This is a genomic window from Pararhodobacter zhoushanensis, assembly GCF_003990445.1.
In the GTDB taxonomy this organism is placed as follows: Bacteria; Pseudomonadota; Alphaproteobacteria; order Rhodobacterales; family Rhodobacteraceae; genus Pararhodobacter; species Pararhodobacter zhoushanensis.
The window spans coordinates 1-21,375 of record NZ_REEZ01000019.1; the positions used below are offsets into that span (position 1 = coordinate 1).

Here is a 21,375-nt window from a genome sequence, read left to right on the forward strand (position 1 = left end):
TGAAGCTCAGAGCGAAACTCGCTTCTCGGTCAGTGCTGGGGAACCGGCGAAATCAATGGGGCGGAGACGGCGCATACGGTGCACCTATGTAAAAAATGTCCTCTGGCAGCTAGATCACGGGGCACCGCACCCTGTCCCTAACCGGGTTCATGACAACGATGCGGACTTCGGCCGAGCGGGTGACAAAGGCTTCACCGCCGAACAAATCCGCGAGAACGGGTACGCCTTCACGGTCTTGAGAAACCCGATCGAGCGCTTCCTTTCTTTGTATTTTGACAAAGTAGTTGGACCGGGTTGGCACAATTTCGTCAATCTTCGCGGTGTTTTGGTCGACTATCACCGTCTCAATCCAGACGCTGACACCGTTGAGGGACACCGCAGAAACTGTGAGATACTTATCAACTGGATTGAGATGAGCCTTAATGGCGAGGCAGAGCTGAGCGCGGACTCCCACTGGACGCTTCAAAGCGACCGACTGCCTATCATGAAGCAGCTCGACTTAAAATTATTGATGCTTGCCAATGTTGACACAACACTGAAGATGCTTCTTGAACCGCGCATTCCAGGGCTAGATCCGACGATACTCAAGGTCGAAAGAAACGAGTCACCCAAGCCCGTATCTCGCAGTCAGATCATGACAAAAGAGCTCCGAGAGTCGATTGCCAGAGTCTACAAGAGGGACATGTGGTTGACGTACATGACTTGGAAATACTGGAATAACGAGAAGCCGTCAAACTCGCGAGAAATACCGCGCACCAGTCAGATTTTTGATTATGCTGAGGCGGCCCTAGATTTGTAGACTGAACCGCGCCGGGTTCGCCGGAGGCTGATTGACGTTAGTTACGCGGTCATGGCTTCAGTTTCCAGAGCTGCGAAGAAGTTGGTCTCTGTTTCTGATGGCGGAATGTTCCCTATGGGCTCGAGCAGGCGGCGGTTGTTGAACCAATCGACCCATTCCAGTGTAGCGTATTCCACGACTTCGAAGTTGCGCCATGGGCCGCGACGGTGGATGCCTTCTGCTTTGAACAGACCGTTGATCGTCTCGGCCAGTGCGTTGTCATAACTGTCGCCGACACTTCCGACTGAGGGTTCGATGCCTGCTTCGGCCAGTCGCTCGGTGTACTTGATGGACAGATATTGCGATCCGCGGTCCGAATGATGGACGAGCCCCATGCCCTTGGTCGGGCGTCGTTCATGGACCGCCTGTTAGAGGGCATCGAGAACGAACCCGCATGCCCTGCGACGTCGAGGGCGTTCTGCACGCGTTGAACAGGCTGCTTGCGCCGGGGGGGCACATCTTTTCCGTGCCGATACGGGGCTCAGGACGTCCGAGGATCAATCGCCCGATCTCACCGAGGCGGAACGCAAGGCACGGTTCGGGCACGAAACCCACCGGCGGATTTTCGGCGCAGAGAGCCTGCAAGAGATGCTGACCGCTGTCTGGGGGCCCGGCAGGCATCTGATCGAACCGATAGAGCTGTTCACAAGGGACGAAATGCGCATGACCGGCATTCCCTACAGGCCTGGAAAGGCGTCAGCTCCCACAGCCTTTTCCAGTATCAGAAAGGACACCCTGTGGCGTCATGATCCAACCGCCAGTTCCGAGAGGTGACTGGGTACAGGACCGCTTCTCCCCCTCAGCGGCGCCTCAGTTCAGCCCTGCGGCCTGTCGCAGCGCCTCGTTCATCCGCGTCTGCCAACCCGCCCCTTGTGCCTTGAAACGCGAGACCACTTCGGGGTCCAGACGCAGGGATACCGCGACCTTCGGGTTCTCGGCCTTCGGGCGCCCGCCCGCAGACTTGCGCATCGTCTCGGCCAGCGCCGGGAAGACCTCGGCGAAGGGCTTCGCATGAGCGCGCTGTGCCTCGGTGGCTTCAGGGGCGTCGGGATCGCTGGCGATCATCGCCTGTATCCTGGCTTCGCTGAGCGGCTTCTTGGTCATAGCAGTTCCCTTTCCTTCCAACTGGCGGGGCGCATCGAAATCACCGAGACGCCCTGAGTTCCCAGCACGGCGAAGACGACAGCAATCGTGCCATCCGCCAGCCGGCCGATCGCCATATGGCGGTTCCCCTTCGCCGGGACGACCAAGGACGACAGGAAGAACATCTCGTCCAGATCGGCAAAGTCGAGCCCGTGCTTGGCCAGATTGCTCAACCTCTTGGGCGCATCCCAGGCGATCATCATGCGTGTACCCTACATCATCAATGTGGTTTTTGTAGATACAAAAACAAGCAGAGGCCACGCGAAAAAAGGGGCGTGTGACGGGATGTCTGGACGGCAGGGGCGCTGCCCCTACCCCCGCTCCATCCGCTTGGTGATCCAGCCCAGAAAGGCCTTGTCCGGCGCGCGCAGGGTTTTGCGCCCCGAGGCTTCCCACATCGCCCGCCACTCGGCTTCCAGAGCGTAGATGTCCCAGCCGGGGGCCGCGGCGCGGGCGGCTTCCAGTGTCTCCGAGGCCAAGGGGCCAAGACCCGTCCCAAAGCCTGCGACCGGTCGGCGCGGGGTCACGCGGATGATGTCGCCGGGCATCTCTTCCAGCCGGTAGTCGGGCAGATTGTCGGCGGCGATCATGTCGCGGATCATCTTGCGAAACACCCGCGACGGCGAGCCTGACCCCGATTTAAGATGCAGCAGCTCCAGCCGCACCCCCCAGTGCGCCTGCCGGCCGCAATGCTTGCGCGCCAGCTCGTAGATGCGCCGTTCCAGCGGTTTGCGCAGGCGGAAATAGTCGCGGCTGATGGTCAGCACCGATTTCGACAGCACCGCGCGGTACAGCCAGTCCGACAGCGTCACCGCGACCGAGATCATCCGCCCGCCCCGCGTCTTGCGCGCGATCTCCCAGCTTTCGATCAGGCCGAAGCCGCGCGTCGTCTCGATCCCGCCAGTCACGATGTTGGTGGTGATGCGCGTGCCCGCCAGCCGCTCGAAGGCCTGACACAGCCGGTTGTACCCGTCGCCCGAAGTCTCGCGGTTGGTCGACACCATGAGGTCATGCGCGCGCAGATGCAGGGTGCGGCTGATCGTGCGTCCCGCATTCACCGCCGCCATCAGCTGGCTGATGCAATAGATCAGGATGTCCTTGTCGTGGATCGTCGCCAGACCGCGGACCGAGGGCGTCACGGTGATGGCTACATCGTTGTGACGATAGCTCAGGATGCGTAGATCGGGCCGGGTCGACAAAGAGAAGACCGGATGCTCCATTGTGCCCAGATCATCCTTGGGCGAGGCATCGAAGATATCGCACAGGAAGAAATCCCGCTGCGGATGGCGGTCAGGAAGCAGAGCGCTGGTCATCGCGGTGTCCCCTCCGTTTCCGCTGCTGTCCGGGCCGCGCCGGATTCGGGGTTTCCCGGATTCGTGGTTTCAATGACATCCAGTCTACGGGTCGCCTTGGAGCCTGTCCAGAAAGCGCCGCGTCATCTTCGGGGGTTCAGAGTCGGGTTGTCGGGGTTTCAGAATCGCCCAAACGTGGTTCTAGATTCACCGCGCCCGGCTGAATGGCGAATTTCAGCTTATATTTCAGCAGGCTAGCCAGGCACTCTGGAACCCTTAACGTATAAATAACATAAAATAACTAAGACGCAGCTGAGGATGGGCAAAACTGGCAGCCGGATCGCCGGTGAGAAGCCTTTGAAAGGGCTGAGAATACAAAAGATGTAGCGTAAAAGCTTTCATGTTCGCGAAAATCGGGTATCTTGCCGGAAACGGCGAACATGGAGCCTTTCGTGACCAGCGAGCAGAGCCTGCCCCCCTATTTTGGCATCCAGCCCGACGCGGCCCTGAGCGAGCTGGGCGGCCCTGTCGGCACCGGCAGTTTTCAGTCTCTGGCGCAGGCCTGCGGGCGGGGCCATGACGATCTGGTACAGCGCGGGCTGAATGAAAGCGGGCATCGCGAATTGCGGCTGTTCTCGACCTGGGAAATCACCCGCTACCTGATCCCGATCGCCCCCGGACATTTCCGCCGGGTGATCAAGGCCAACCCCGAGCTGCCGCAGGGCCGCAGCGAAAGCGAGGGCGGCGCGCGCTGGTTCAGTCTGGACGAGGTTCTACGCCTGCGCGCGCATTTCGCCAGCGAGGGCGCGCGCAGCAAGGAATATCAGCCCTACCGGCCCAAGGGCCTGCCCGCCAAGATCCTTGCCGTGGCGAACTTCAAGGGCGGCGTTGGCAAGACCTCGACGGCGGCGCATCTGGCAATGTCGGCGGCGCTCGATGGGTACAAGGTGCTGGTGATCGACCTCGACAGCCAAGGGTCCATGACCTCGATCTTCGGCAACCGGGTCGAGGATGAATGGCAAACCGTCTTCCCGCTGCTGGCGCGGCACTACGCGAAACATCTGCGCGCCGACAACCAGCGCCGTCTTGATCGCGGTGATGCGCCGATCCCGCTGGACGACCAGCTGGCCGATGCGCTGAAGATCACGTCCGACGAGGTCATCCAGCACACCCACTGGCCCAACATCGACCTGATTGGCGCGCAACTGAACCTCTATTGGGCCGAGTTCCAGATCCCCGTCTGGCGCATGGCCGCGCGGGGCTGGAAGCTGTGGGATGCGCTGACCGATGTGCTGGCCGAAGACGGGGTGCTCGACCGGTATGATCTGGTGATCCTCGATACGCCCCCGGCGCTGGGGTATCTGACGATCAACGGGCTGGCCGCCGCCGATATCCTGCTGGTGCCGACCGGGGCCAGTTTTCTGGAATTCGATTCCACCGGCCGTTTCTTTGACATGCTCTACGCCACCTTCCAGTCGATCGAAGAGGGCGAGAACATGGCCGCCCGCGCGTTGGGCCGGCCCGAGCTGTCGTTCGAATGGGACGCGGTGCGGGCGGTGATTACCCGTTTCGACGGGGTGCAGCAGACCGAGATGGCCTCCTTGATGCAGGCCTGGCTGGGCCGGTCGCTGATGCCGTCACGCCAGGGGTTCACCGCGCTGATCGGGCAGGCCAGCGAGCAGGTCGCCGGGATCTACGAGGCCGATTACCGCGACTTCAACCGCGAGACCTATATCCGAGGCCGCGAAACCTTTGACGAAACCTATGCCATGGTGAAGCGCCTGTTCATCGGGGCTTGGCGGCGCGACGAGCTGGCGCGTGAGGCCGAAGAAAAGGCCGCGGGATGAGGGGGCTTTGGTGTTTTACGCAGGGTCAGGGGGCGGAGAAATCCGGCAGCATTGAAAAAAAATCGTTATTTTTCAATGTATTAAATGGCACGCGTTTCGCGCGCGAAACAGCCCGTTGCGAAACCTTCCGCCCGGCACTCTGCCCCGCGCTTTCCAGCGGTTCGTTTGAAAAGTCACCTAAAATCAATGCGTTGATCCAGCCCTGTTTCGCACGCGAAACAGGCAGCGGTCGCCGTCCTCACCCGATGTTTGCCCTTCCGGGTGACGCTGTTCCCCTCAAGCCTCGCCTCGAAAGGACTGCCGCATGGCCCGCAAACGCCTCAGCCTGACCGGACCCTTCGCCGCGCCGCCCGCGGGCGATCCGCTCGACACCTCTTCGCTTCCGCCCCGGCTGGCAACCCGGGCGATGGGCCTTGGCGTGCCGCCCATCGCCCGGGTTGCCAGTGACGCGTCGGCCACGGCGGCTCTGGACGAGATGACTCAGGCCTGGGTCGAAGCGCAGGCCGCCGGGCGGATGGTGCAGAGCCTGCCGCTCAAGGCAGTTCATGAGACTTGGCTGGTGCGCGACCGGTTGTCTCTCGACAATGAGGAGATGGCCGATCTGATCGAGTCGATCCGCGACCGGGGCCAGCAAGTGCCGATCGAGGTGGTTGCGCTGGAAGATGGACGCTTTGGCCTGATATCGGGCTGGCGGCGTCTGCGCGCGCTCAGGGTGCTGTCACAAGAGCACGATGGTGCGCGGTTCGGCCAGATTCTGGCATTGCTGCGCAAACCGGCAGGTCCGGCCGAGGCGTATCGCGCCATGGTCGAAGAGAACGAGATTCGCGCCAACCTATCCTATTACGAGCGCGCCCGCATTGCCGCTCGTGCCGCCGAGGCCGGAGCGTTCGAGGATGCGCGCGCTGCAGTCAACGCGCTGTTCGCAGCGGGCAGCCGGGCCAAACGCTCGAAGATCGGCAGCTTTCTGGTGCTGGTCGAGGCGCTGGATGACAAGCTGCGCTTCGCCGAGGCGATTCCCGAACGGCTGGGTCTGGGGCTGGCCAAGGCGCTGGACGAGGTGCCGGGTTTTCGTGACCGGCTGCGCGACCGGCTGCGTAAAGCAATACCCGACAGCGCGGAAAAGGAGTTGGCGCTGTTGACGCGCGCGCTGGTCTCGAATCGACCTGCTCCCCCGGTAGAAGCCCTTAAGAAAACAGCATTATCTGAGGAAAGTCGCAACCGCGAAGAGTTAATGCCTGATCCAGGCCTGACCGAGCCGCAAGACAAGGTCTCGATTCTAGGGCCAAAGCGTGTTGTCGAAGAATTTCGCGTTTTCTGCCGCGCGCACAACTTGACCCTCTGGCAAGGCCTTGAAGACCTGATGTCCACACGAAGGAGTTGAGGTATTCCGGATGTTTCATGCCATTTTTAAGCAAACAACTGGTGTTGTTGCCGATCTCGGAGCGGGCCGGCCTGCAAACATGCTTTTCAGAGCCGTTGCCAATAGCGCGAGGTGCATTTGGGCATGGATGCCGCTACGTCGTACATCCGTGCCGTGGGTTTCTCCTCAGCAGTGTTGGAGGATCGTCCCATGCTACCGGAACTGCTCGGCCGTTTTCCGGAAGGCTAAGATTTTTGCACCGTGGCCGCTGATTGCGCTTAGGACACGGGCCGCTGCAGTGCGGCAGTCATTGATTGGCATGCCACTCCAACTGAACCGTTCCGCAAGAAGAAATGACCGATGGAAGAGCGCCGCCCAGCTGTAATCGCTCGAAGCAGGAACCCTACGTGCACCTGGCACTAGGCAGGGCACTGTGGAACCGCTGCTTCAAGGCCTTTGGCGAACGCGTAGCTGGAAGAGGCTTGGAGAACCAACCCGGTTATGGCAAAGGATGAGGCGAGGCTGTTCGCCTTTGATGAATTCTTGGTTGAACTCTTCCCCAAGAAGATGCGTCGCCCGGTCTACCTGCGCCGCGCACTGGAGGTTTTCCAGTTGCGTGCAGAGGGCTTGAGTGGCGGGCAGCGACCCGGCTGTAACCCTTCCGGTTTCCTTCCGTTGGAAGGGTCGCGGAAGGAAACCGGAAGGATATCGGAACGATTGCGGAGGGATTTGGCATGTTTGCGGCCTGTTTCGTTCCGAATTATTCCGCGCTGAAAAGACAAGAAATAATAAGAAAAGAAACTGGCGGGAACCGAGATTGACCAACCGACACGGCGAGAGGTGCAGCGGATTTGGCTTAGAAAACGCGGGGATAATGACGGATGCTGAGGCACAAAAGGCGGGCGAGAAAAGGGTTACGGAGTATCTGATCGACCCACTGGTTGGGCTGTGGTTGTTGCGCCCGGCGGGAATGAAGGTGGAGCAGTTTGACGCCATGCTCGAGGAGTTGGCGCGCAAGCTGCCACATCTGACCTCCGACAATCTGGCCACGCTGGCTGAGCAGATCATCTCGCGCCTGAAAGGCAAGACACGAGCGCCGCGCGGATGTGCTGGACTGTGTCAGCGTGCCTGACGACCATGGCGCGCGCCTGCGCCTGAGCGACGTGTTTGACCGGATGAAAGCGACGCGATCTGTCACGATGTTCCATTCTTTCTCACGCCGGGTGAGGTCTCGGCGTGGCGGCGCTTTCGCGACACGGTCGAGACGGTTGAGGGCTATTCGGTGGGCTGTCGCCCAAGTTGGCGCTCGCGTCCATGTAGCCGCAAAGCGGAGGTGGTTCTGGCACAATGTCGTCAATGGATTGGCACCTGAACCAAATCTGAAATGTGCTTTCGAGCGTGCGGTGCAGACCATGCGCTGACTCCGGCACCGCCCTCCCCCGGTTTGGGTCCTTCCCGCCGAAACCCTGCACGCGGGTAATTCGCGCCCCGGTTCGGGTGGGGGCTGGGTGATCCGCTGGGGGTGTGAATAGGGGTTGTGATTGGGCAATGGCCGAAACTCCGGCGCTTTTTCCGGTCGACGTCGCTGACGATCTGCGCGGCATGCTGGCCGCGATTCCCTTGCCCGAGGGTGTCGCCGACGTCCACATGAATAAGGAAGAAATCGAGTAGGCGATCGGCAAGACGGTCAACGCGGTTGCGAAGTGGACGCGCACCGGAATGCCGGTTGTGCAACGGGGTGGGCAGGGTTGCTCTTATGTTTACCGGCTGTCGCATTGCCGGGCGTGGGTCAACGATCCCGAGGCCCGCGAAAAGGCGGCGTCGGTGCACAACGCAGTACAGGTCAAGACGCGGCATTGCGCGGGCGCTACAAGGCGCGCGGGGGCAATCCGCGTCATGCGCCGGGTATGCTGCAATCGCCATCCGGTTCTTCTACGATACGGACACCTTTCCACAGGGTGTGCCCAAAGTCACCGCCATTGTGCGCGGCAAAAATGACATTTTCGACCCGCGCACCGGCGAGCGGGGCTAAGTCCAGACGCAGAACGCACTGATGACGGCTTCTTTGCCCTCGCAATGGCCGAGGTCGTGTGTGTCGGCTGATACCTGCCGAGAAAAGCCTTCGGGCTTGAGGCTTGAGTGTCGAAACGCCGAAGAATCCTGATGTTTCCCTGTTGTCTTCGACCTCACTATGCTTAAGATAATGACCTATAAATGCAGATATTTTTAGATCGTTATGAACATAATTGAAGCAGCTCTGCCCGGGATCTTGATACTGACTCCTCGCCGTTTCGGCGACACGCGTGGGTGGTTTAGCGAGAGCTGGAACCGTCAGGCGTTGGAAGCTACTGGCCTGCATCTCCCTGAATTTGTCCAGGATAACCATTCTCTCTCGCGCGAGGTTGGAACAGTGCGTGGCTTGCACTTCCAGTCTCCGCCACATGCGCAGGACAAGTTGGTCCGTTGCGGTCGCGGTCGGATCTTTGACGTGGCGGTTGATGCTAGACGCGGCAGCCCGACATATGGTCGTTGGATGGGCGAAGAGCTAAGTGCGGAGAATGGCCGTCAGCTCTGGGTCCCCGCAGGTTTCCTGCATGGTTTTATGACACTCGAAGCGGATTCTGAGATCGTCTACAAATGCACGGATTATTACGCGCCTGAGTGTGACGGTTCGGTGCGCTGGGACAGCTGTGGCATTGACTGGCCTCTGTCCGGGGCCACTCCAGAAATTTCGGAGAAAGATGCTCAGTCCCAGACCTTCGCGGATTTCATCAGTCCCTTCACCTACAGTGATTTGCCATGAAGCTTCTTGTAACCGGGGGGGCCGGGTTCATCGGTTCAGCTGTGGTGCGGCTTGCTGTTGCGCGCGGTCACTCGGTGGTCAATGTCGATGCCCTGACCTATGCAGCCGACCTGCGCAACGTAACCGAGGCGGCGGCCAGCCCGCTCTATGTTTTCGAGCAGGCCGATATTCGTGTTCGCTCAGCGTTGGATCGGATCTATGCTGTTCACCAGCCGGATGCGGTGATGCATCTGGCGGCCGAAAGCCATGTTGATCGCTCGATAGATGGTCCGGGAGACTTCGTCGAGACTAACATCACTGGCACCTACCAGATGCTGGAAGCCGCACGCGCTTACTGGGTGAGCCGGGGCAAACCCGAGAAGTTCCGTTTCCATCACATCTCTACCGACGAGGTCTTCGGCTCGCTGCCGGCCGATCCTTCGGTGAAATTCACCGAAGACACTCCCTATGATCCCCGCAGCCCCTATTCCGCGTCCAAGGCCGCCTCGGATCACCTGGTCCGCGCTTGGCACGAAACCTATGCCCTGCCTGTGGTGCTGACCAATTGCTCTAACAACTATGGGCCTTTCCATTTTCCGGAAAAGCTGATCCCGGTGATCATCCTGAATGCGCTCGCCGGCAAGCCGCTGCCTATCTACGGTGACGGGTCGAACATCCGCGACTGGCTTTATGTCGAGGACCATGCCGACGCTTTGCTCTTGGTAGTTGAGAACGGTGAACTGGGTCGCAGCTATAACATCGGCGGCGAAAACGAGCGTACCAACCTCGAGCTTGTGAATTCGCTCTGCGCGATTCTCGATCGGTTACAACCAAAGCCGCAGGGATCTTATTCTGACCAGATCACCTTCGTCACCGACCGGCCCGGCCATGACGTACGCTATGCCATCGATCCGTCGCGGATCCGGGCTGAGCTGGGCTGGCGCCCCTCGGTAACGCTAGAGGAGGGCCTCGAGCGGACTGTACGCTGGTATCTCGACAACGAGGTTTGGTGGAGGCCCCTGCAGGATCGCCACGGAGTCGGGCAAAGGCTGGGAGTGCGAGGATGAGTGTGGCGAATGGATTCGCGCTTTCTCCGTACTACGCTCAAGGTGATGGTTTCTTCAACCATACGGATCGTCGGCCCTATCACTCCACGCAAGTGGCATTGCCGGATGGCGCGCGTGACTTGCCCTCGCGGATCGATTCCCTTGGCCACTTCAACCACCCATGTAACCAGCAGACAGTATTGGCATTGAAGTCCGAGGGATCATCATGACCGAACGGTTTTTGTCTGACCCGGTTTTGGTATTTGGCAAAACTGGCCAGGTTGCGACTGAGTTACAGCGCTTGCTACCAAAAGCAATCTTTCTGGGCCGCGATATGGCCGACTTGGGTCAGCCTGAACGCTGTGCACAGGCCATCCACGAACATGGTCCCGCGGCTGTAATCAACGCAGCTGCTTGGACCGCGGTTGACAAGGCGGAAACGGAAGAAGCGGCGGCCATCGTCATCAATGGTGATGCTCCGGCGGCAATGGCGAAGGCCTGCGTCGCGCTTGGCATTCCCTTAATTCATATCTCAACTGACTACGTCTTTGATGGAATGGGTGATACGCCCTTCGCCCCAAATCATCCGACCGCTCCCTTGGGGGCATATGGCCGATCGAAGCTGCACGGCGAAGAGGGAGTGCGAGCTGCGGGAGGCATTCATGCGATCTTGCGCACTTCTTGGGTGTTTTCAGCACATGGCAACAACTTTCTCAAGACGATGCTGCGGCTGGGCCGCGAGCGCGAGGCGCTGACCATCGTCGCTGACCAGATTGGCGGTCCCACCCCGGCTAGCGCCATCGCCGAGGCCTGCATCCGCATTGTTCATGATTTGATCGCCGATGCGGGGAAGAGTGGAACATATCATTTTTCTGGCGCGCCCGACACCAGTTGGGCCGATTTCGCGCGCGAGATCATGGTGCAGGCCGGGTTGGCCTGTACGATTACCGACATCCCAACCAATGCCTACCCGACACCCGCTCGCCGTCCGGCGAATTCGCGCATGGATTGCTCGAAGTTAGCGGTGTTCGGTCTTGAACGTCCCGACTGGCGGGCTGCAACCACTTTGGCATTGACCGAGCTAGGAGCGATCTGATGACACATCGTAAAGGGATCATCTTGGCTGGCGGGTCGGGCACACGGCTGTATCCGATCACCATCGGTGTATCCAAGCAGCTGCTGCCGATCTACGACAAGCCGATGATCTATTACCCGCTATCGGTGTTGATGCTGGCGGGTATCCGCGAAATCGCTGTGATTACTACTCCGCAAGACCAAGACCAGTTTAAGCGCACGCTGGGGGACGGATCGCAGTGGGGCATCGCCCTGACCTATATCGTCCAGCCCTCGCCGGACGGGCTGGCCCAAGCCTTTATCCTAGCGGAAGATTTCCTCGCCGGTGCACCCTCAGCGCTGATCTTGGGCGACAACATCTTTTTCGGCCATGGCTTGCGTGAGACGCTGCTGCGCGTGTCGATGCGTACAGAGGGTGGCACGGTTTTTGGCTATCACGTTGCCGATCCCGAGCGTTATGGCGTTGTGGCCTATGGCGCCAAAGGGCAGGTGACGCAGATTGTGGAAAAACCGTCCAACCCGCCATCAAACTTTGCGGTGACTGGACTTTATTTTGTTGATGGTACGGCCCCGCAGCGGGCCCGGGCGGTCAAGTCTTCGCCGCGCGGCGAGCTGGAAATAGTGGATCTTCTTGAAAGCTATCTGAAGGATGGCACGCTGGACGTGGCACGAATGGGTAGAGGGTATGCTTGGTTCGATACCGGCACACATGGCAGCCTATTGGATGCTGGAAACTTTGTGCGCACGCTGCAGGTGCGCCAAGGAACGCTGGTCGGAAGTCCCGACGAGATCGCGTTCAACAAGGGATGGCTGGACGTGGCCGATCTGGAAAGTACCGGGCACGCGATGGCAAAGAACGATTATGGCAAGCATCTGCTTGAAGTGGCACGAGAAGCTAGCCACCATCCACTATGACCCCAGCGATCAACAGTGTCAGCGTCGGCATCATTTCCTGGGAGGGTATGGAGCAGGCCGCCGCTTTAATAGCGGCTCAGGCAGCGGCGGTTGCCGCCGATGTCGTGGTGATTCATTCTGATAGGGCGGACACCCGCCCACAGGCTAGCGGGCGCTGGATCCATGTATCGCAAGAACTGTTCTTCGGTCGCAAGTTCGACGTTTTGCTGTCGTCAATCATGCCAGATAAAGCGCTGCTGCTCATTCAGGCCGATGCATCCTGCGTCGACTGGGGTGGCCTGATCTGCCGTTTCGCACAAGTGCTGTCAGAGCGTCCTTCGGTTGGGCTGTGGGTGCCGCGCATCGATAACACTCCTTTTGATGTCGCGATCGTCGCTGATGGCACGGCGGAAGACAACTTGATCCATGTGACGCAGACCGACGCCATTGTGCTGGGAATAACCCCTAACGTTGTGACCCGGCTTGGGGCGCTGGACTATTCAGAAAACAACTTAGGATGGGGGATTGATTGGGCGGCAATTGCCTTTTGCGCCCGCAAGGGCCTTGAAGTCGTCTGCGATCTGTCTCAGCGCGTCACGCACCCTAAATCACGCAGCTACAATTCGGATACCGCCGATTATCAGATGGCTCATTTCATCGAGCAATTGAACCCGGCCGACCGTGCCTTGATCCAACGCCTTAGGGGCACAATCAAACTGCAAGTTCAGCGGCGCTTTGCCATGAGCCACGTTGATATGCCTCTGCCTTTTAGAAAGACGGATATGACCAACCCATCCGGCAATGAACCGATGAGCTTGCTCGAGCAGGTTAGTTTCCTTCTTGTTCAGCATGGGAAAATCCTAATCAACCTACCGGCTGGGCAGACGGCCAGCACACTGCTAGCCAACGGTGAACGTAGCGAGGCGATTGAACGTTCAGGTAGTTCACCACTGCCCTTCGTGCTGGATTTTAACGAAGATGCACAGGAAGGGATCTACAAGACGCTGACAACCGGTCAGGAATGGTCCTGTCCACGGCAGTCTACGATCAATTTCGCCTTTGACCCCGAGATTGGGCCAGTGCGCACCGAACTAATCGTGCCGCTCGAACTTCCTTCTACATTTGGGGATCTACATTTATGCTTTGGTGCTGCGGTTCATCGGGCCGATGTCGACTTGCTGATTCAGTGGCATGACGATGTGGACGATGGGTACACGGAAGAAATGTGGATCAAGCTGGACCCCCAGTTCCGCGGCGCGTTTGCGGTGGGGGACTACCAGAAGATCGACGTGCGGATCCCTGATACGGGGTGGCCACGCACCCTGCGCGTCAGCCTGTGTTATTGGGGTCGCAAAGATGAGGAGGACGGCGAGCCGGCCGTGGTGCTGTGTACGCGACCCTATCTGATGCCGTCTGCGCAGATGGCATCGACCAGCTCGCATATGGTGGTGATCACTGATGGTGAGATCCACGGTCAGTTGCACGAAATTGCCGTACCGCCCACGGATGGTGACGTGACGCTGATAGTGGGTGAGCGAGCTTACCCTCTGCTGCAAAAACCTCCCCATACTGCGCGGCTGGTTCTGGAAGAGGGTCGCTTAGTGGCCTCATCCGATGCGTTTGGGCGTTACTCGCTGGTGATCAATAACCGTCCCACGGGCTTGCTGTGGCTTGGACCCGAAAAGCAACAGCTGTCGATCTCCAATGATCTTCTGGACAACGTCAGCACCCGGATCGAGTTGTGTGATCCTACCGGTAATATTGTATGCGCGAGCTATTCTCCAATGATTTTTTCAAAGTCCAAGATCCATACAACGCTAGAGGAACCTCAGGTACCCGAGGTTTTGCAACAACCGGACGAAACTGTCGCTCCGGAAACCGTGCAAAGCGATCAAGAGCATCCGGATGCTTGGGCTATCGCGGAATTCTTTGAACAGGATTTCTATCTTGCCAGTTTCCTGTCCGACGAACGGCCGAAAGATCCCAAGTCTCACTACCTAACCAAGGGATGGAAAGAAGGCCGTGACCCAGCACCCTGGTTCTCGACGTGGCATTACCTGTCTATGCATCAAGACGTCGCTGCCGCTGGAATGAATCCGTTCTTGCATTATTGTGTTGCGGGCCATCGTGAGGGTCGTGCGCTGACGCAACTTGGTCGGCAGCCCGGTAAGTCGGTCTTCGATGCCCAGGCCTTCGCTGTCGCTCCCGGGCCGTATTTCGAGGAGTTTGACCCAACGATTGGAGTAGGGCGGCGTAAACGGGCCAAGGTGCTGGCCTATTATCTACCACAATTTCATACTGTGCCGGTCAACGATGAAAGCTGGGGCACCGGGTTCACTGAATGGCGCAATCTGCCGCGTGCGTTGCCGCGTTTCTATGGCCATATTCAGCCGCGGATCCCGCGCGACCTAGGCTGCTACGACCTGTCCGAAGGGGACGTGATGCGCCGCCAGATCGCCATGGCAAAGGCTGCGGGCTTGTTCGGTTTTTGTTTCTACCACTATTGGTTCGATGGCGAACGCGTGCTGGAAACCCCGGTCGAACGGCTGATAGCCGACTCGACTCTGGACTTTCCCTTCTGCTTGATGTGGGCCAACGAAAACTGGACCCGCACTTGGGACGGCTCGGAGAACGAGATCATCCTAGGCCAAAATTATCGCGAAGAAGATGATATTCCCTTCATCGACGATGTCGCCCGCCACATGAAGGATCCGCGCTACATCCGGGTTGACGACAGGCCTGTGTTCTTTATCTATCGGCCCGGGCACATTCCAAACGCTAAGGAGCGATTGGCTGAATGGAGAGATATTTTCCGTGAACGGCACAACCTCGATCCGTTGATCTTCAACGCGCAGGCCTTTGGTGATAATGACCCGCGCGTTTTCGGCCTTGATGGGGCTATCGAGTTCCCACCCCACAAGGTTCTGTCCCGCGCGCCGAACATTGCGGGAGACCTATCGCTTTTTGACAGCAATTTTTCAGGAGACATTCGTGACTATGAAACACTGGTTTCAGCTGCGGCTCTATCTCCAGATTCGGCTGACTTTCCCTTAATTAGGACAGTCTTCCCTTCCTGGGACAATGACTCGCGTCGTCCAGGGCGGAGCACCATTATTGCAAACTCGACGCCTGAAAAATTCGCTGTTTGGCTGGACGAGGCGATCAGATACAGCGAAATTAATCCCATCTATGGCGAACCCATAGTTTGTATCAACGCTTGGAACGAATGGGCCGAAGGCGCGTATCTCGAACCTGACGTCCATTTTGGGAGCGGATACCTTAACGCGATGTCTCGCGTGCTGCACGGCGTAAACCGTGACGAAGGCGTGGCCAAGCACACTCGTATCTTGCTTGTCGGCCACGATACTCTAGCATTTGGCGCACAAACTCTGCTTTGCCGAATCGGATCGACACTAAAGGAACGCTTTGGCGTCGACGTGACGTTTCTGGTTATCGACAGCAACACGCACGACGGTTCGTTCAAGACGACAACGCAATTGATGCAATCAATTGGGGAACTCGTTTTTTTGGATCAGATCGGTGAAAGAGAAATCAATGGTTTTCTGAGAGAGCAGGGCTTCTCCTTTGCTATCACGAACACCACGCCTTCTGGCCGTGTTGTGCCCGCTTTGAAAAAAGCGGGCCTCACGGTCATCTCTTTGATCCATGAATTGCCGAAGCTGCTGAAATCCTATGATTTGGTCACCGAAGCTGAGGCGATTGCGCATGAGGCCGACCATGTGATCTTCCCGGCCGAGATCGTCCGGGATGGGTTCGAAGGATTTGCCGGGACCATTGCCCACAAGGCCGAGATCTTTCCACAGGGCCTTTATAACACTCGCGTCTTGGAAACCCCGTTGGGCGACGACGGTTTGCGCGCGGAATTAGGGCTGGGCATCAACGCGAAGATCGTTTTGGGTGTCGGCTATGCCGACCTGCGCAAAGGCATCGACCGTTTCGTGAGCGCGGGCCTGTCACTATGTTCGACGCATGACGATATCGTTTTCCTGTGGGTCGGTGCCCCGGCAGGAGAGGCAATCCATTGGTTCCAACCGGAAATTGACGCTTCTGGTCTCGGTGATCGGATACGAATCCTGGGGCATCGCGAAGACATCGCGCGCTTCTTTGCCGCAGCCAACGCGTTCTATTTGTCCTCACGTGAGGATCCCTTCCCCTCGGTCGTGCTCGAAGCTCTGGCTGCCGGGTTGCCGGTCATCGGGCACAAAGGCTGCGGCGGGTGCGATGCGCTGATTGATAAACACGGAACGCTGGTCGACAAGTCCGACCCAATGGTGCTAGCCGGTGCGCTGTTGGTTGCGGTCAGCACATCTAACAGCCGTGCCGTGAATGCCCGCCGCGCCGACATCGAACAGAATTATAGCTTCCCTGAATATGTGTTTGGGCTGATTCAGCGGCTGATGCCCGACCTGCCTAGCGTCTCGGCGGTAGTACCTAACTACAAATATGAAGCCTATATCGGTGAACGTTTGCGCAGCGTTTTTGACCAGACTATGCCGCTGCGCGAGGTAATCGTGCTCGACGATGCCTCGCCCGACAATAGTGTCGCTGAAATCCAACGTGTTGCGGAGGCTGCGGGGCGGAAGATTGACCTGCACGTTAACGCCAAGAACAGTGGTTCGCCCTTTCCACAATGGCGCAAAGGAGTCGAGCTGGCACAGGGCGAATATGTCTGGATCGGGGAGGCCGACGACCTAGCGTACCCAACATTTGTCGCGCGGTTGATCGACCAGATGCGTCTTGCAGGCAGTGTGCTTGGTTTTACAGACAGCAACCAGATCGACGAGAATGGAGCGCCGCTTGGCGACAGCTATCGCCACTATATCAACCAAATCGAACCGGGTGCCTTCGACAAGCCCTTTGACATGGATGCCCCCGAATTCCTAGCGCGCTTTTTAGCGGTCAAGAACGTGATCCTGAACGTCTCAGGTGTGATCTTTCATCGGCAGACGCTGCTTGACGCCTTCGACGCAGTGGGGGAAGAGTTGTATTCCTACAGCGTAGCCGGCGATTGGTGTCTGTACGCGGAAATCTGTGCCCAGCAGGGCAACCGCGTCAGCTTCATCCCCGAACCCCTGAACACCCATCGGCGTCACCGCGTTAGCGTGACGCATGCCCTGAAAGTAGATAAGCACTTGTCAGAGATTGCAGAGATGCACAACCGAGTTGGTTCACGCATTTCTTTGAGCCGAGACACTATCGAGAAACAAAAAAAACACTATACCCAATGCGAAGTACACTTGGCGAAGAATGGCTAGCTTTCTAACTTAATATCAAAAGGAGCAACGGGAATGGAAAACCTTGTTGGCAAGGCAATTTCAAACCTAGGAATTTCACTCCCTGATGGTCTCATTGATATATCGGACATCCTTGCACGTCTACACATAAAAAAAGTCTACATTATTTCCATGACGGGTAGGTGTGGATCAACGTGGCTCGCCTCCGAACTTGCTTGCTTTGGGAACGCTGGGCGGCCGAGTGAGTATTTTTCCGAACAGCGCATACCTCACGAACATAAAGACATTGATTTTTCTAGCGTTGAGGAATTTCTAGAATCTTTGATACAAAAAGGAAGAACCGGTGAAACGTTTGGTTTTAAAATCGATGCTAATCGTCTTCGTTGGCTTTCAGAAATCATCGACATCAAGGCGTCTTTTTCTAGTTTAGAGCCCGTTTGGATCGATATGCGCAGAAGAAATATAGTCAAGCAAGGTATTTCATTTCTGCGGGCTAAACAGACTGGCGTATGGCATGTGTTTCAGGGATCAGGCAGATCTGTTGATGCCTCCAAAATACAAAACGGCGCATTCGAAGATAACGCTCTTTGGTCCGAAATAAACAGGATCAGAGATGCTGAAGAATGGCTTGATAGTTTCTATCGTTCAAATGACATCAGGCCGATGAGGATAGTTTACGAGGACATGGTGGACTCAAGCGCCATTATTATCCGGCGAATTCTTTTTAGAATTGGCTGGAATGATGTCCACGGTAAAATTGAAGATAAAGAAGGTGAGGGGGTGATCAAAACAATTAAAATTGGGGACGATAACTATTTGGCTGGCGAGCTTGAGTTTGTTTCGAGAAATATCGCCGCTATCGAACGCCTGTTGAGCGAAAGGGATATTCATGACGGGTATTGAGGAAGAACTTGAGCGCGCGAAAGATATTTGGGCCGCCTCTGAATTCTACACAAATGCTGAGAACTCTACAGAATACTTTTGGGATCCTGAAACACCTTTTGGGCGTCTTCTTGAAGATATAGACCTGAAGGGATATGTTCTTGAGTTCGCGTGTGGTCATGGGCGACACACCGAGATTCTTGTTCGACATGCAAAAAAGGTCATATTTTCAGATCTCATCCATAGAAATGTGGATCTGACTTTGAGCAGGCTCGCCGGCTCAAAGAACGCTGTTGGTTATCATTCCGATGGCAAGTCGTTAAGCTTTTGTAAAAGCTCGAGTATTGATACAGTTTTTTCATTCGGAGATATGATTTTTATGTCTCCGGATTTGATTGAACTTTATCTGCGCGATATCTATCGCGTACTCAAAGTTGGCGGGCGAGCAATCTTGCATCACTCAAATGTCGATGCTGACCTCGCCTCGTTTTCCGCACTCGGTGGTCGCTTCAGGATGACCTGCGAAAAATTTGCCTCGATGTCCGAGGATGTCGGTTTTTCGGTAGTTCGCCAAGCTACAGTTGATCATAGTCTTGCGCCGGCACTGGATGGATTAACTATTGTTGAGAAGCCGGGCTTGAAGCTGAAAATGAGGCGCTCTAAGAGACGCTAAAAATGGAAGATTGGGCTTTCGCTCTTCTTTTTCTGGAACGTTAAGAACAAGGCAAGAGCAAACGTGGAAATGGTATCCCCTATCTTGATTCTCGGCACTGGGCGCTGTGGATCTACTTATCTGCAAACCTCTCTCTCTGGTGTCAGTGATATTTGGATATGGGGTGAGCATGACGGTATCCTTCGCGGGCTATTCACTTGGGCGCGCAACACACGCAGCAGCAAGGCGCTCAACACTTTCAGCTTTCCGTATGTCGGCGAGGATCCTTACGAAACGCTCCAGCGCGACGGCACCCGAGCGGCGTGGGTTTGCCCTTTCGACAAGTCTGACATCGAAGAAATCGAACGCAACATTATTATCGAATTGTTTTCGCGTCGATTGCCTGATGGGAAGAAACGTTGGGGTTTCAAGGAAATACGGTACGGCCCCAATTCCGGAGTCCCTGAGCGAATGCTGACGCTCTTTCCTGCGGCAAAGATTATTCACGTCGTGCGCGACCCTAGGACATCGATCTCGAGCTCGATCCGGGCCTGGAACCGGGAGGTATTCGATGCCGGTACGGATACCGGCGCGCTGGAGAACCAAATTGCCGGTCTTGTCGCATCTTATGTTGATAGATGGGTGGGGACGACACAGTACTTCGAAGCGCTTTGTGCGACGAATGCTGACCAGGCGCGCACAGTTAAAATCGAGCAAGCTGACGACGAATTCCCTGCTATTCTGGATTTTCTGGAGGCCGAACCAGTTAGGTCATCCGTTGAAGTTGCTAGCGAGACCAACCCCGCTCGCAACGACCCTGAAGTATCGAAGTTAATCGATAGGTATTTAGAGGAGGCGATGGCCGAAAATAGTGTCCTTGCAGAACTCTCTAGAAAGCTTGGTTACTCTTAGTGCCGCCCCCGATACTAACCCTTATCCTCGGCGTTCATCGCTCTGGCACCTCACTCCTCTCACATGGGTTGGCGGCGATGGGGGCTTCATTGGGGGCGTTCGATGATACTCGCGATCCCGACAATCCAGACGGCTATGCTGAACACCCATTGATACGTGGGTTCAATGATAGGTTGCTGGGCTATCTAGGCGCGTCGTGGGACAATTGGGGGTTTCGGGCCAGCAGCGTCGATTTTGACACACCCGAACTGGGGCCTTGGAAGGACGAGGCTGTCCAGATGTTGCGGGATACATTTGCAGGGCCTGGGCCCTTCGTCCTCAAGGATCCTCGCCTCACCACCCTGGCCCCTTTCTGGGAAAGGGTGGTGCCTGCCGCGGGGTTCTACCTGCGGCGTATCGTTATTTTGCGGGATCCCGCCGAGGTTGCCGAGAGCCAGGTGCAGCGCGTCGCGCGTCGTCCGCAGGAGTTTCCAGTTATTGCTGCGGCCGAACCGATGGCCGCGCTTTGGGTCGTCTCAATGCACGAGGTTTTGTCAGCCTTGGGCGACGATAACACCATGGTGGTCAGCCATGCCGATCTGCTGCGTAATCCAGCTCAGGTGCTGGCCGCCATCGCGCCCTTCGCCGGGTTGTCTCCCAGCGTCGAAACGGTTGCGGCTTTTGCTCTCGACGGAGTCAAACCATCTTTGTACCGTGCCCATGTGTCCGAGGTGTCGAAGGGCCCTTGGATGGCCGCCGCACAGGCATTCGTTGCTGATTTTGGTCCAGCCTGCGGTCCGCGGTCGCTGACCCGCTCCGAAGCCCGTGCAATCATTGACAAGCAGACCGGTCTGGTACCGCTGATGTCAGGGCTTAGCGCGGCACGCGACAGTATCTTTCGGATGCGAGAGAGTCAGGCCTTGCACCAGCAGACTGTGACCGACATCACCCACTATGTTTGGATACTGGCACCTTTGATAGCACATGCTCCTTCAGCGCAACTGTCCAGTGCGATCAAAAAAGCTCGTGAATTGGCTGAGGAAACGCCGCTGGAACGGTCCAGCTTCGCCTTTGGTCACAGTCTGACGCGCTTGTATATAAGTGCCGGTCTCTTGGATGAAGCCGCGAACTGGCTGGACCGCCTGCGCCCACATTTTGGGCATGTCCCGGCCTATAGCGCACTTGAGCATACCTTGGCTGAGGCGCGCAAGGCCCAAGATACGCCGTTCTCGGCCTCCTAGCACGGTCGGTTCCTGCGGTTCGACATGTTCTGATCTCCTCGTCTTGGGGATCAGCAGACCTCAGATCGTAGCTTCCGTCACTGTCCGATTTTCGGGGGGTAGCCCAGTGATTTGCGCCGGGGGCAATGATCTGCCACGGGATTTTTATTCCACCGACGATTAGAGCCCGGCTCAACTT

Annotated in this window: 18 protein-coding genes and 1 pseudogene; 14 read left to right on the forward strand and 5 right to left on the reverse strand. The window is 57.3% G+C overall.

All coding sequences use genetic code 11. The features are described 5' to 3' along the window. A partial coding sequence (locus tag EAE28_RS23125) for a sulfotransferase family 2 domain-containing protein (RefSeq protein ID WP_164736758.1) occupies positions 1-799 on the forward strand: 799 nt, incomplete at its 5' end. Positions 800-840: 41 nt separating this feature from the next. Here EAE28_RS23125 and EAE28_RS23130 read toward each other — a convergent pair. From EAE28_RS23130 to EAE28_RS23145, 4 genes and pseudogenes are all read right to left on the reverse strand, one after another. Beyond that, positions 841-1,230: pseudogene (locus EAE28_RS23130) on the reverse strand (DDE-type integrase/transposase/recombinase); the annotation flags it as partial. 418 nt (positions 1,231-1,648) lie between these two features. Further along, positions 1,649-1,942, reverse strand: a complete 294-nt coding sequence (locus EAE28_RS23135) for a BrnA antitoxin family protein (RefSeq protein WP_127110780.1) — start codon at positions 1,940-1,942, stop codon at positions 1,649-1,651. Continuing rightward, complete coding sequence (locus tag EAE28_RS23140; protein ID WP_127110782.1) at positions 1,939-2,184, reverse strand: BrnT family toxin; 246 nt, start codon at positions 2,182-2,184, stop codon at positions 1,939-1,941. Before EAE28_RS23140 ends, EAE28_RS23135 begins: the two co-directional genes overlap by 4 nt. Positions 2,185-2,292: 108 nt before the next feature. Then, on the reverse strand, positions 2,293-3,294 hold the full coding sequence (locus tag EAE28_RS23145; RefSeq protein ID WP_127110784.1) for a replication initiator protein A: 1,002 nt from the start codon (positions 3,292-3,294) through the stop codon (positions 2,293-2,295). Between the two features lie 431 nt (positions 3,295-3,725). Between EAE28_RS23145 and EAE28_RS23150 the strand changes: the two genes are divergently transcribed. The 4 genes from EAE28_RS23150 (at position 3,726) to EAE28_RS24390 (ending at position 8,151) form a co-directional block, all read left to right on the forward strand. Next, the gene (locus EAE28_RS23150; protein ID WP_246022608.1) at positions 3,726-5,120 is read left to right on the forward strand and encodes an AAA family ATPase; all 1,395 of its coding nucleotides are present in this window, start codon (positions 3,726-3,728) and stop codon (positions 5,118-5,120) included. Between the two features lie 304 nt (positions 5,121-5,424). Next, a complete protein-coding gene (locus tag EAE28_RS23155; protein ID WP_127110788.1) occupies positions 5,425-6,501 on the forward strand; it encodes a ParB/RepB/Spo0J family partition protein in 1,077 nt (358 codons plus the stop codon). An 853-nt stretch (positions 6,502-7,354) separates the two neighbouring features. Beyond that, positions 7,355-7,612 (forward strand): hypothetical protein, encoded by a 258-nt coding sequence (locus EAE28_RS23165; RefSeq protein WP_127110791.1) that lies wholly within the window; start codon positions 7,355-7,357, stop codon positions 7,610-7,612. Positions 7,613-8,028: 416 nt separating this feature from the next. Continuing rightward, entirely contained in the window at positions 8,029-8,151 is a 123-nt protein-coding gene (locus EAE28_RS24390; RefSeq protein ID WP_281279622.1) for a hypothetical protein, read from the forward strand. Positions 8,152-8,374: 223 nt separating this feature from the next. Here EAE28_RS24390 and EAE28_RS24290 read toward each other — a convergent pair whose 3' ends face one another. After that, positions 8,375-8,866 (reverse strand): hypothetical protein, encoded by a 492-nt coding sequence (locus EAE28_RS24290; protein WP_246022612.1) that lies wholly within the window; start codon positions 8,864-8,866, stop codon positions 8,375-8,377. On the opposite strand from EAE28_RS24290, the gene rfbC reads away from it, so the two are divergent. The 9 genes from rfbC (at position 8,750) to EAE28_RS23215 (ending at position 21,197) form a co-directional block, all read left to right on the forward strand. After that, positions 8,750-9,283: a dTDP-4-dehydrorhamnose 3,5-epimerase gene (gene rfbC / locus EAE28_RS23175; RefSeq protein ID WP_246022610.1), complete on the forward strand. Its 534-nt coding sequence runs from the start codon at positions 8,750-8,752 to the stop codon at positions 9,281-9,283. The two genes, EAE28_RS24290 and rfbC, sit on opposite strands and share 117 nt — an antisense overlap. Continuing rightward, complete coding sequence (gene rfbB / locus EAE28_RS23180) at positions 9,280-10,329, forward strand: dTDP-glucose 4,6-dehydratase (RefSeq protein ID WP_127110794.1); 1,050 nt, start codon at positions 9,280-9,282, stop codon at positions 10,327-10,329. Before rfbC ends, rfbB begins: the two co-directional genes overlap by 4 nt. A gap of 205 nt (positions 10,330-10,534) precedes the next feature. Further along, complete coding sequence (rfbD, locus tag EAE28_RS23185) at positions 10,535-11,404, forward strand: dTDP-4-dehydrorhamnose reductase (protein ID WP_127110795.1); 870 nt, start codon at positions 10,535-10,537, stop codon at positions 11,402-11,404. Further along, positions 11,404-12,297, forward strand: coding sequence for a glucose-1-phosphate thymidylyltransferase RfbA (gene rfbA / locus EAE28_RS23190; RefSeq protein WP_127110797.1), 894 nt, complete (start codon positions 11,404-11,406; stop codon positions 12,295-12,297). The genes rfbD and rfbA overlap by 1 nt, the downstream gene beginning before the upstream one ends. Next, on the forward strand, positions 12,294-17,552 hold the full coding sequence (locus tag EAE28_RS23195; RefSeq protein WP_127110799.1) for a glycoside hydrolase family 99-like domain-containing protein: 5,259 nt from the start codon (positions 12,294-12,296) through the stop codon (positions 17,550-17,552). The genes rfbA and EAE28_RS23195 overlap by 4 nt, the downstream gene beginning before the upstream one ends. A gap of 33 nt (positions 17,553-17,585) precedes the next feature. Continuing rightward, positions 17,586-18,434 (forward strand): Stf0 family sulfotransferase, encoded by an 849-nt coding sequence (locus tag EAE28_RS23200; RefSeq protein ID WP_127110801.1) that lies wholly within the window; start codon positions 17,586-17,588, stop codon positions 18,432-18,434. Next, positions 18,421-19,086: a class I SAM-dependent methyltransferase gene (locus EAE28_RS23205; protein ID WP_127110803.1), complete on the forward strand. Its 666-nt coding sequence runs from the start codon at positions 18,421-18,423 to the stop codon at positions 19,084-19,086. The genes EAE28_RS23200 and EAE28_RS23205 overlap by 14 nt, the downstream gene beginning before the upstream one ends. A gap of 69 nt (positions 19,087-19,155) precedes the next feature. After that, positions 19,156-19,977 (forward strand): sulfotransferase, encoded by an 822-nt coding sequence (locus EAE28_RS23210; RefSeq protein ID WP_246022611.1) that lies wholly within the window; start codon positions 19,156-19,158, stop codon positions 19,975-19,977. Beyond that, positions 19,977-21,197, forward strand: coding sequence for a sulfotransferase (locus tag EAE28_RS23215; protein ID WP_127110807.1), 1,221 nt, complete (start codon positions 19,977-19,979; stop codon positions 21,195-21,197). The genes EAE28_RS23210 and EAE28_RS23215 overlap by 1 nt, the downstream gene beginning before the upstream one ends. Positions 21,198-21,375: the final 178 nt, after the last annotated feature.

What these genes read in the sequence shown, in the direction of transcription:
- EAE28_RS23135 (WP_127110780.1), bottom strand. Translation starts at nt 1,942, where the DNA reads ATGACCAAGAAGCCGCTCAGCGAAGCCAGGATACAGGCGATGATCGCC.
- EAE28_RS23140 (WP_127110782.1), bottom strand. Translation starts at nt 2,184, where the DNA reads ATGATGATCGCCTGGGATGCGCCCAAGAGGTTGAGCAATCTGGCCAAG.
- EAE28_RS23145 (WP_127110784.1), bottom strand. Translation starts at nt 3,294, where the DNA reads ATGACCAGCGCTCTGCTTCCTGACCGCCATCCGCAGCGGGATTTCTTC.
- EAE28_RS23155 (WP_127110788.1), top strand. Translation starts at nt 5,425, where the DNA reads ATGGCCCGCAAACGCCTCAGCCTGACCGGACCCTTCGCCGCGCCGCCC.
- EAE28_RS23165 (WP_127110791.1), top strand. Translation starts at nt 7,355, where the DNA reads ATGACGGATGCTGAGGCACAAAAGGCGGGCGAGAAAAGGGTTACGGAG.
- EAE28_RS24390 (WP_281279622.1), top strand. Translation starts at nt 8,029, where the DNA reads ATGGCCGAAACTCCGGCGCTTTTTCCGGTCGACGTCGCTGACGATCTG.
- EAE28_RS24290 (WP_246022612.1), bottom strand. Translation starts at nt 8,866, where the DNA reads ATGGTTATCCTGGACAAATTCAGGGAGATGCAGGCCAGTAGCTTCCAA.
- rfbB (WP_127110794.1), top strand. Translation starts at nt 9,280, where the DNA reads ATGAAGCTTCTTGTAACCGGGGGGGCCGGGTTCATCGGTTCAGCTGTG.
- rfbD (WP_127110795.1), top strand. Translation starts at nt 10,535, where the DNA reads ATGACCGAACGGTTTTTGTCTGACCCGGTTTTGGTATTTGGCAAAACT.
- rfbA (WP_127110797.1), top strand. Translation starts at nt 11,404, where the DNA reads ATGACACATCGTAAAGGGATCATCTTGGCTGGCGGGTCGGGCACACGG.
- EAE28_RS23195 (WP_127110799.1), top strand. Translation starts at nt 12,294, where the DNA reads ATGACCCCAGCGATCAACAGTGTCAGCGTCGGCATCATTTCCTGGGAG.
- EAE28_RS23200 (WP_127110801.1), top strand. Translation starts at nt 17,586, where the DNA reads ATGGAAAACCTTGTTGGCAAGGCAATTTCAAACCTAGGAATTTCACTC.
- EAE28_RS23205 (WP_127110803.1), top strand. Translation starts at nt 18,421, where the DNA reads ATGACGGGTATTGAGGAAGAACTTGAGCGCGCGAAAGATATTTGGGCC.
- EAE28_RS23210 (WP_246022611.1), top strand. Translation starts at nt 19,156, where the DNA reads ATGGTATCCCCTATCTTGATTCTCGGCACTGGGCGCTGTGGATCTACT.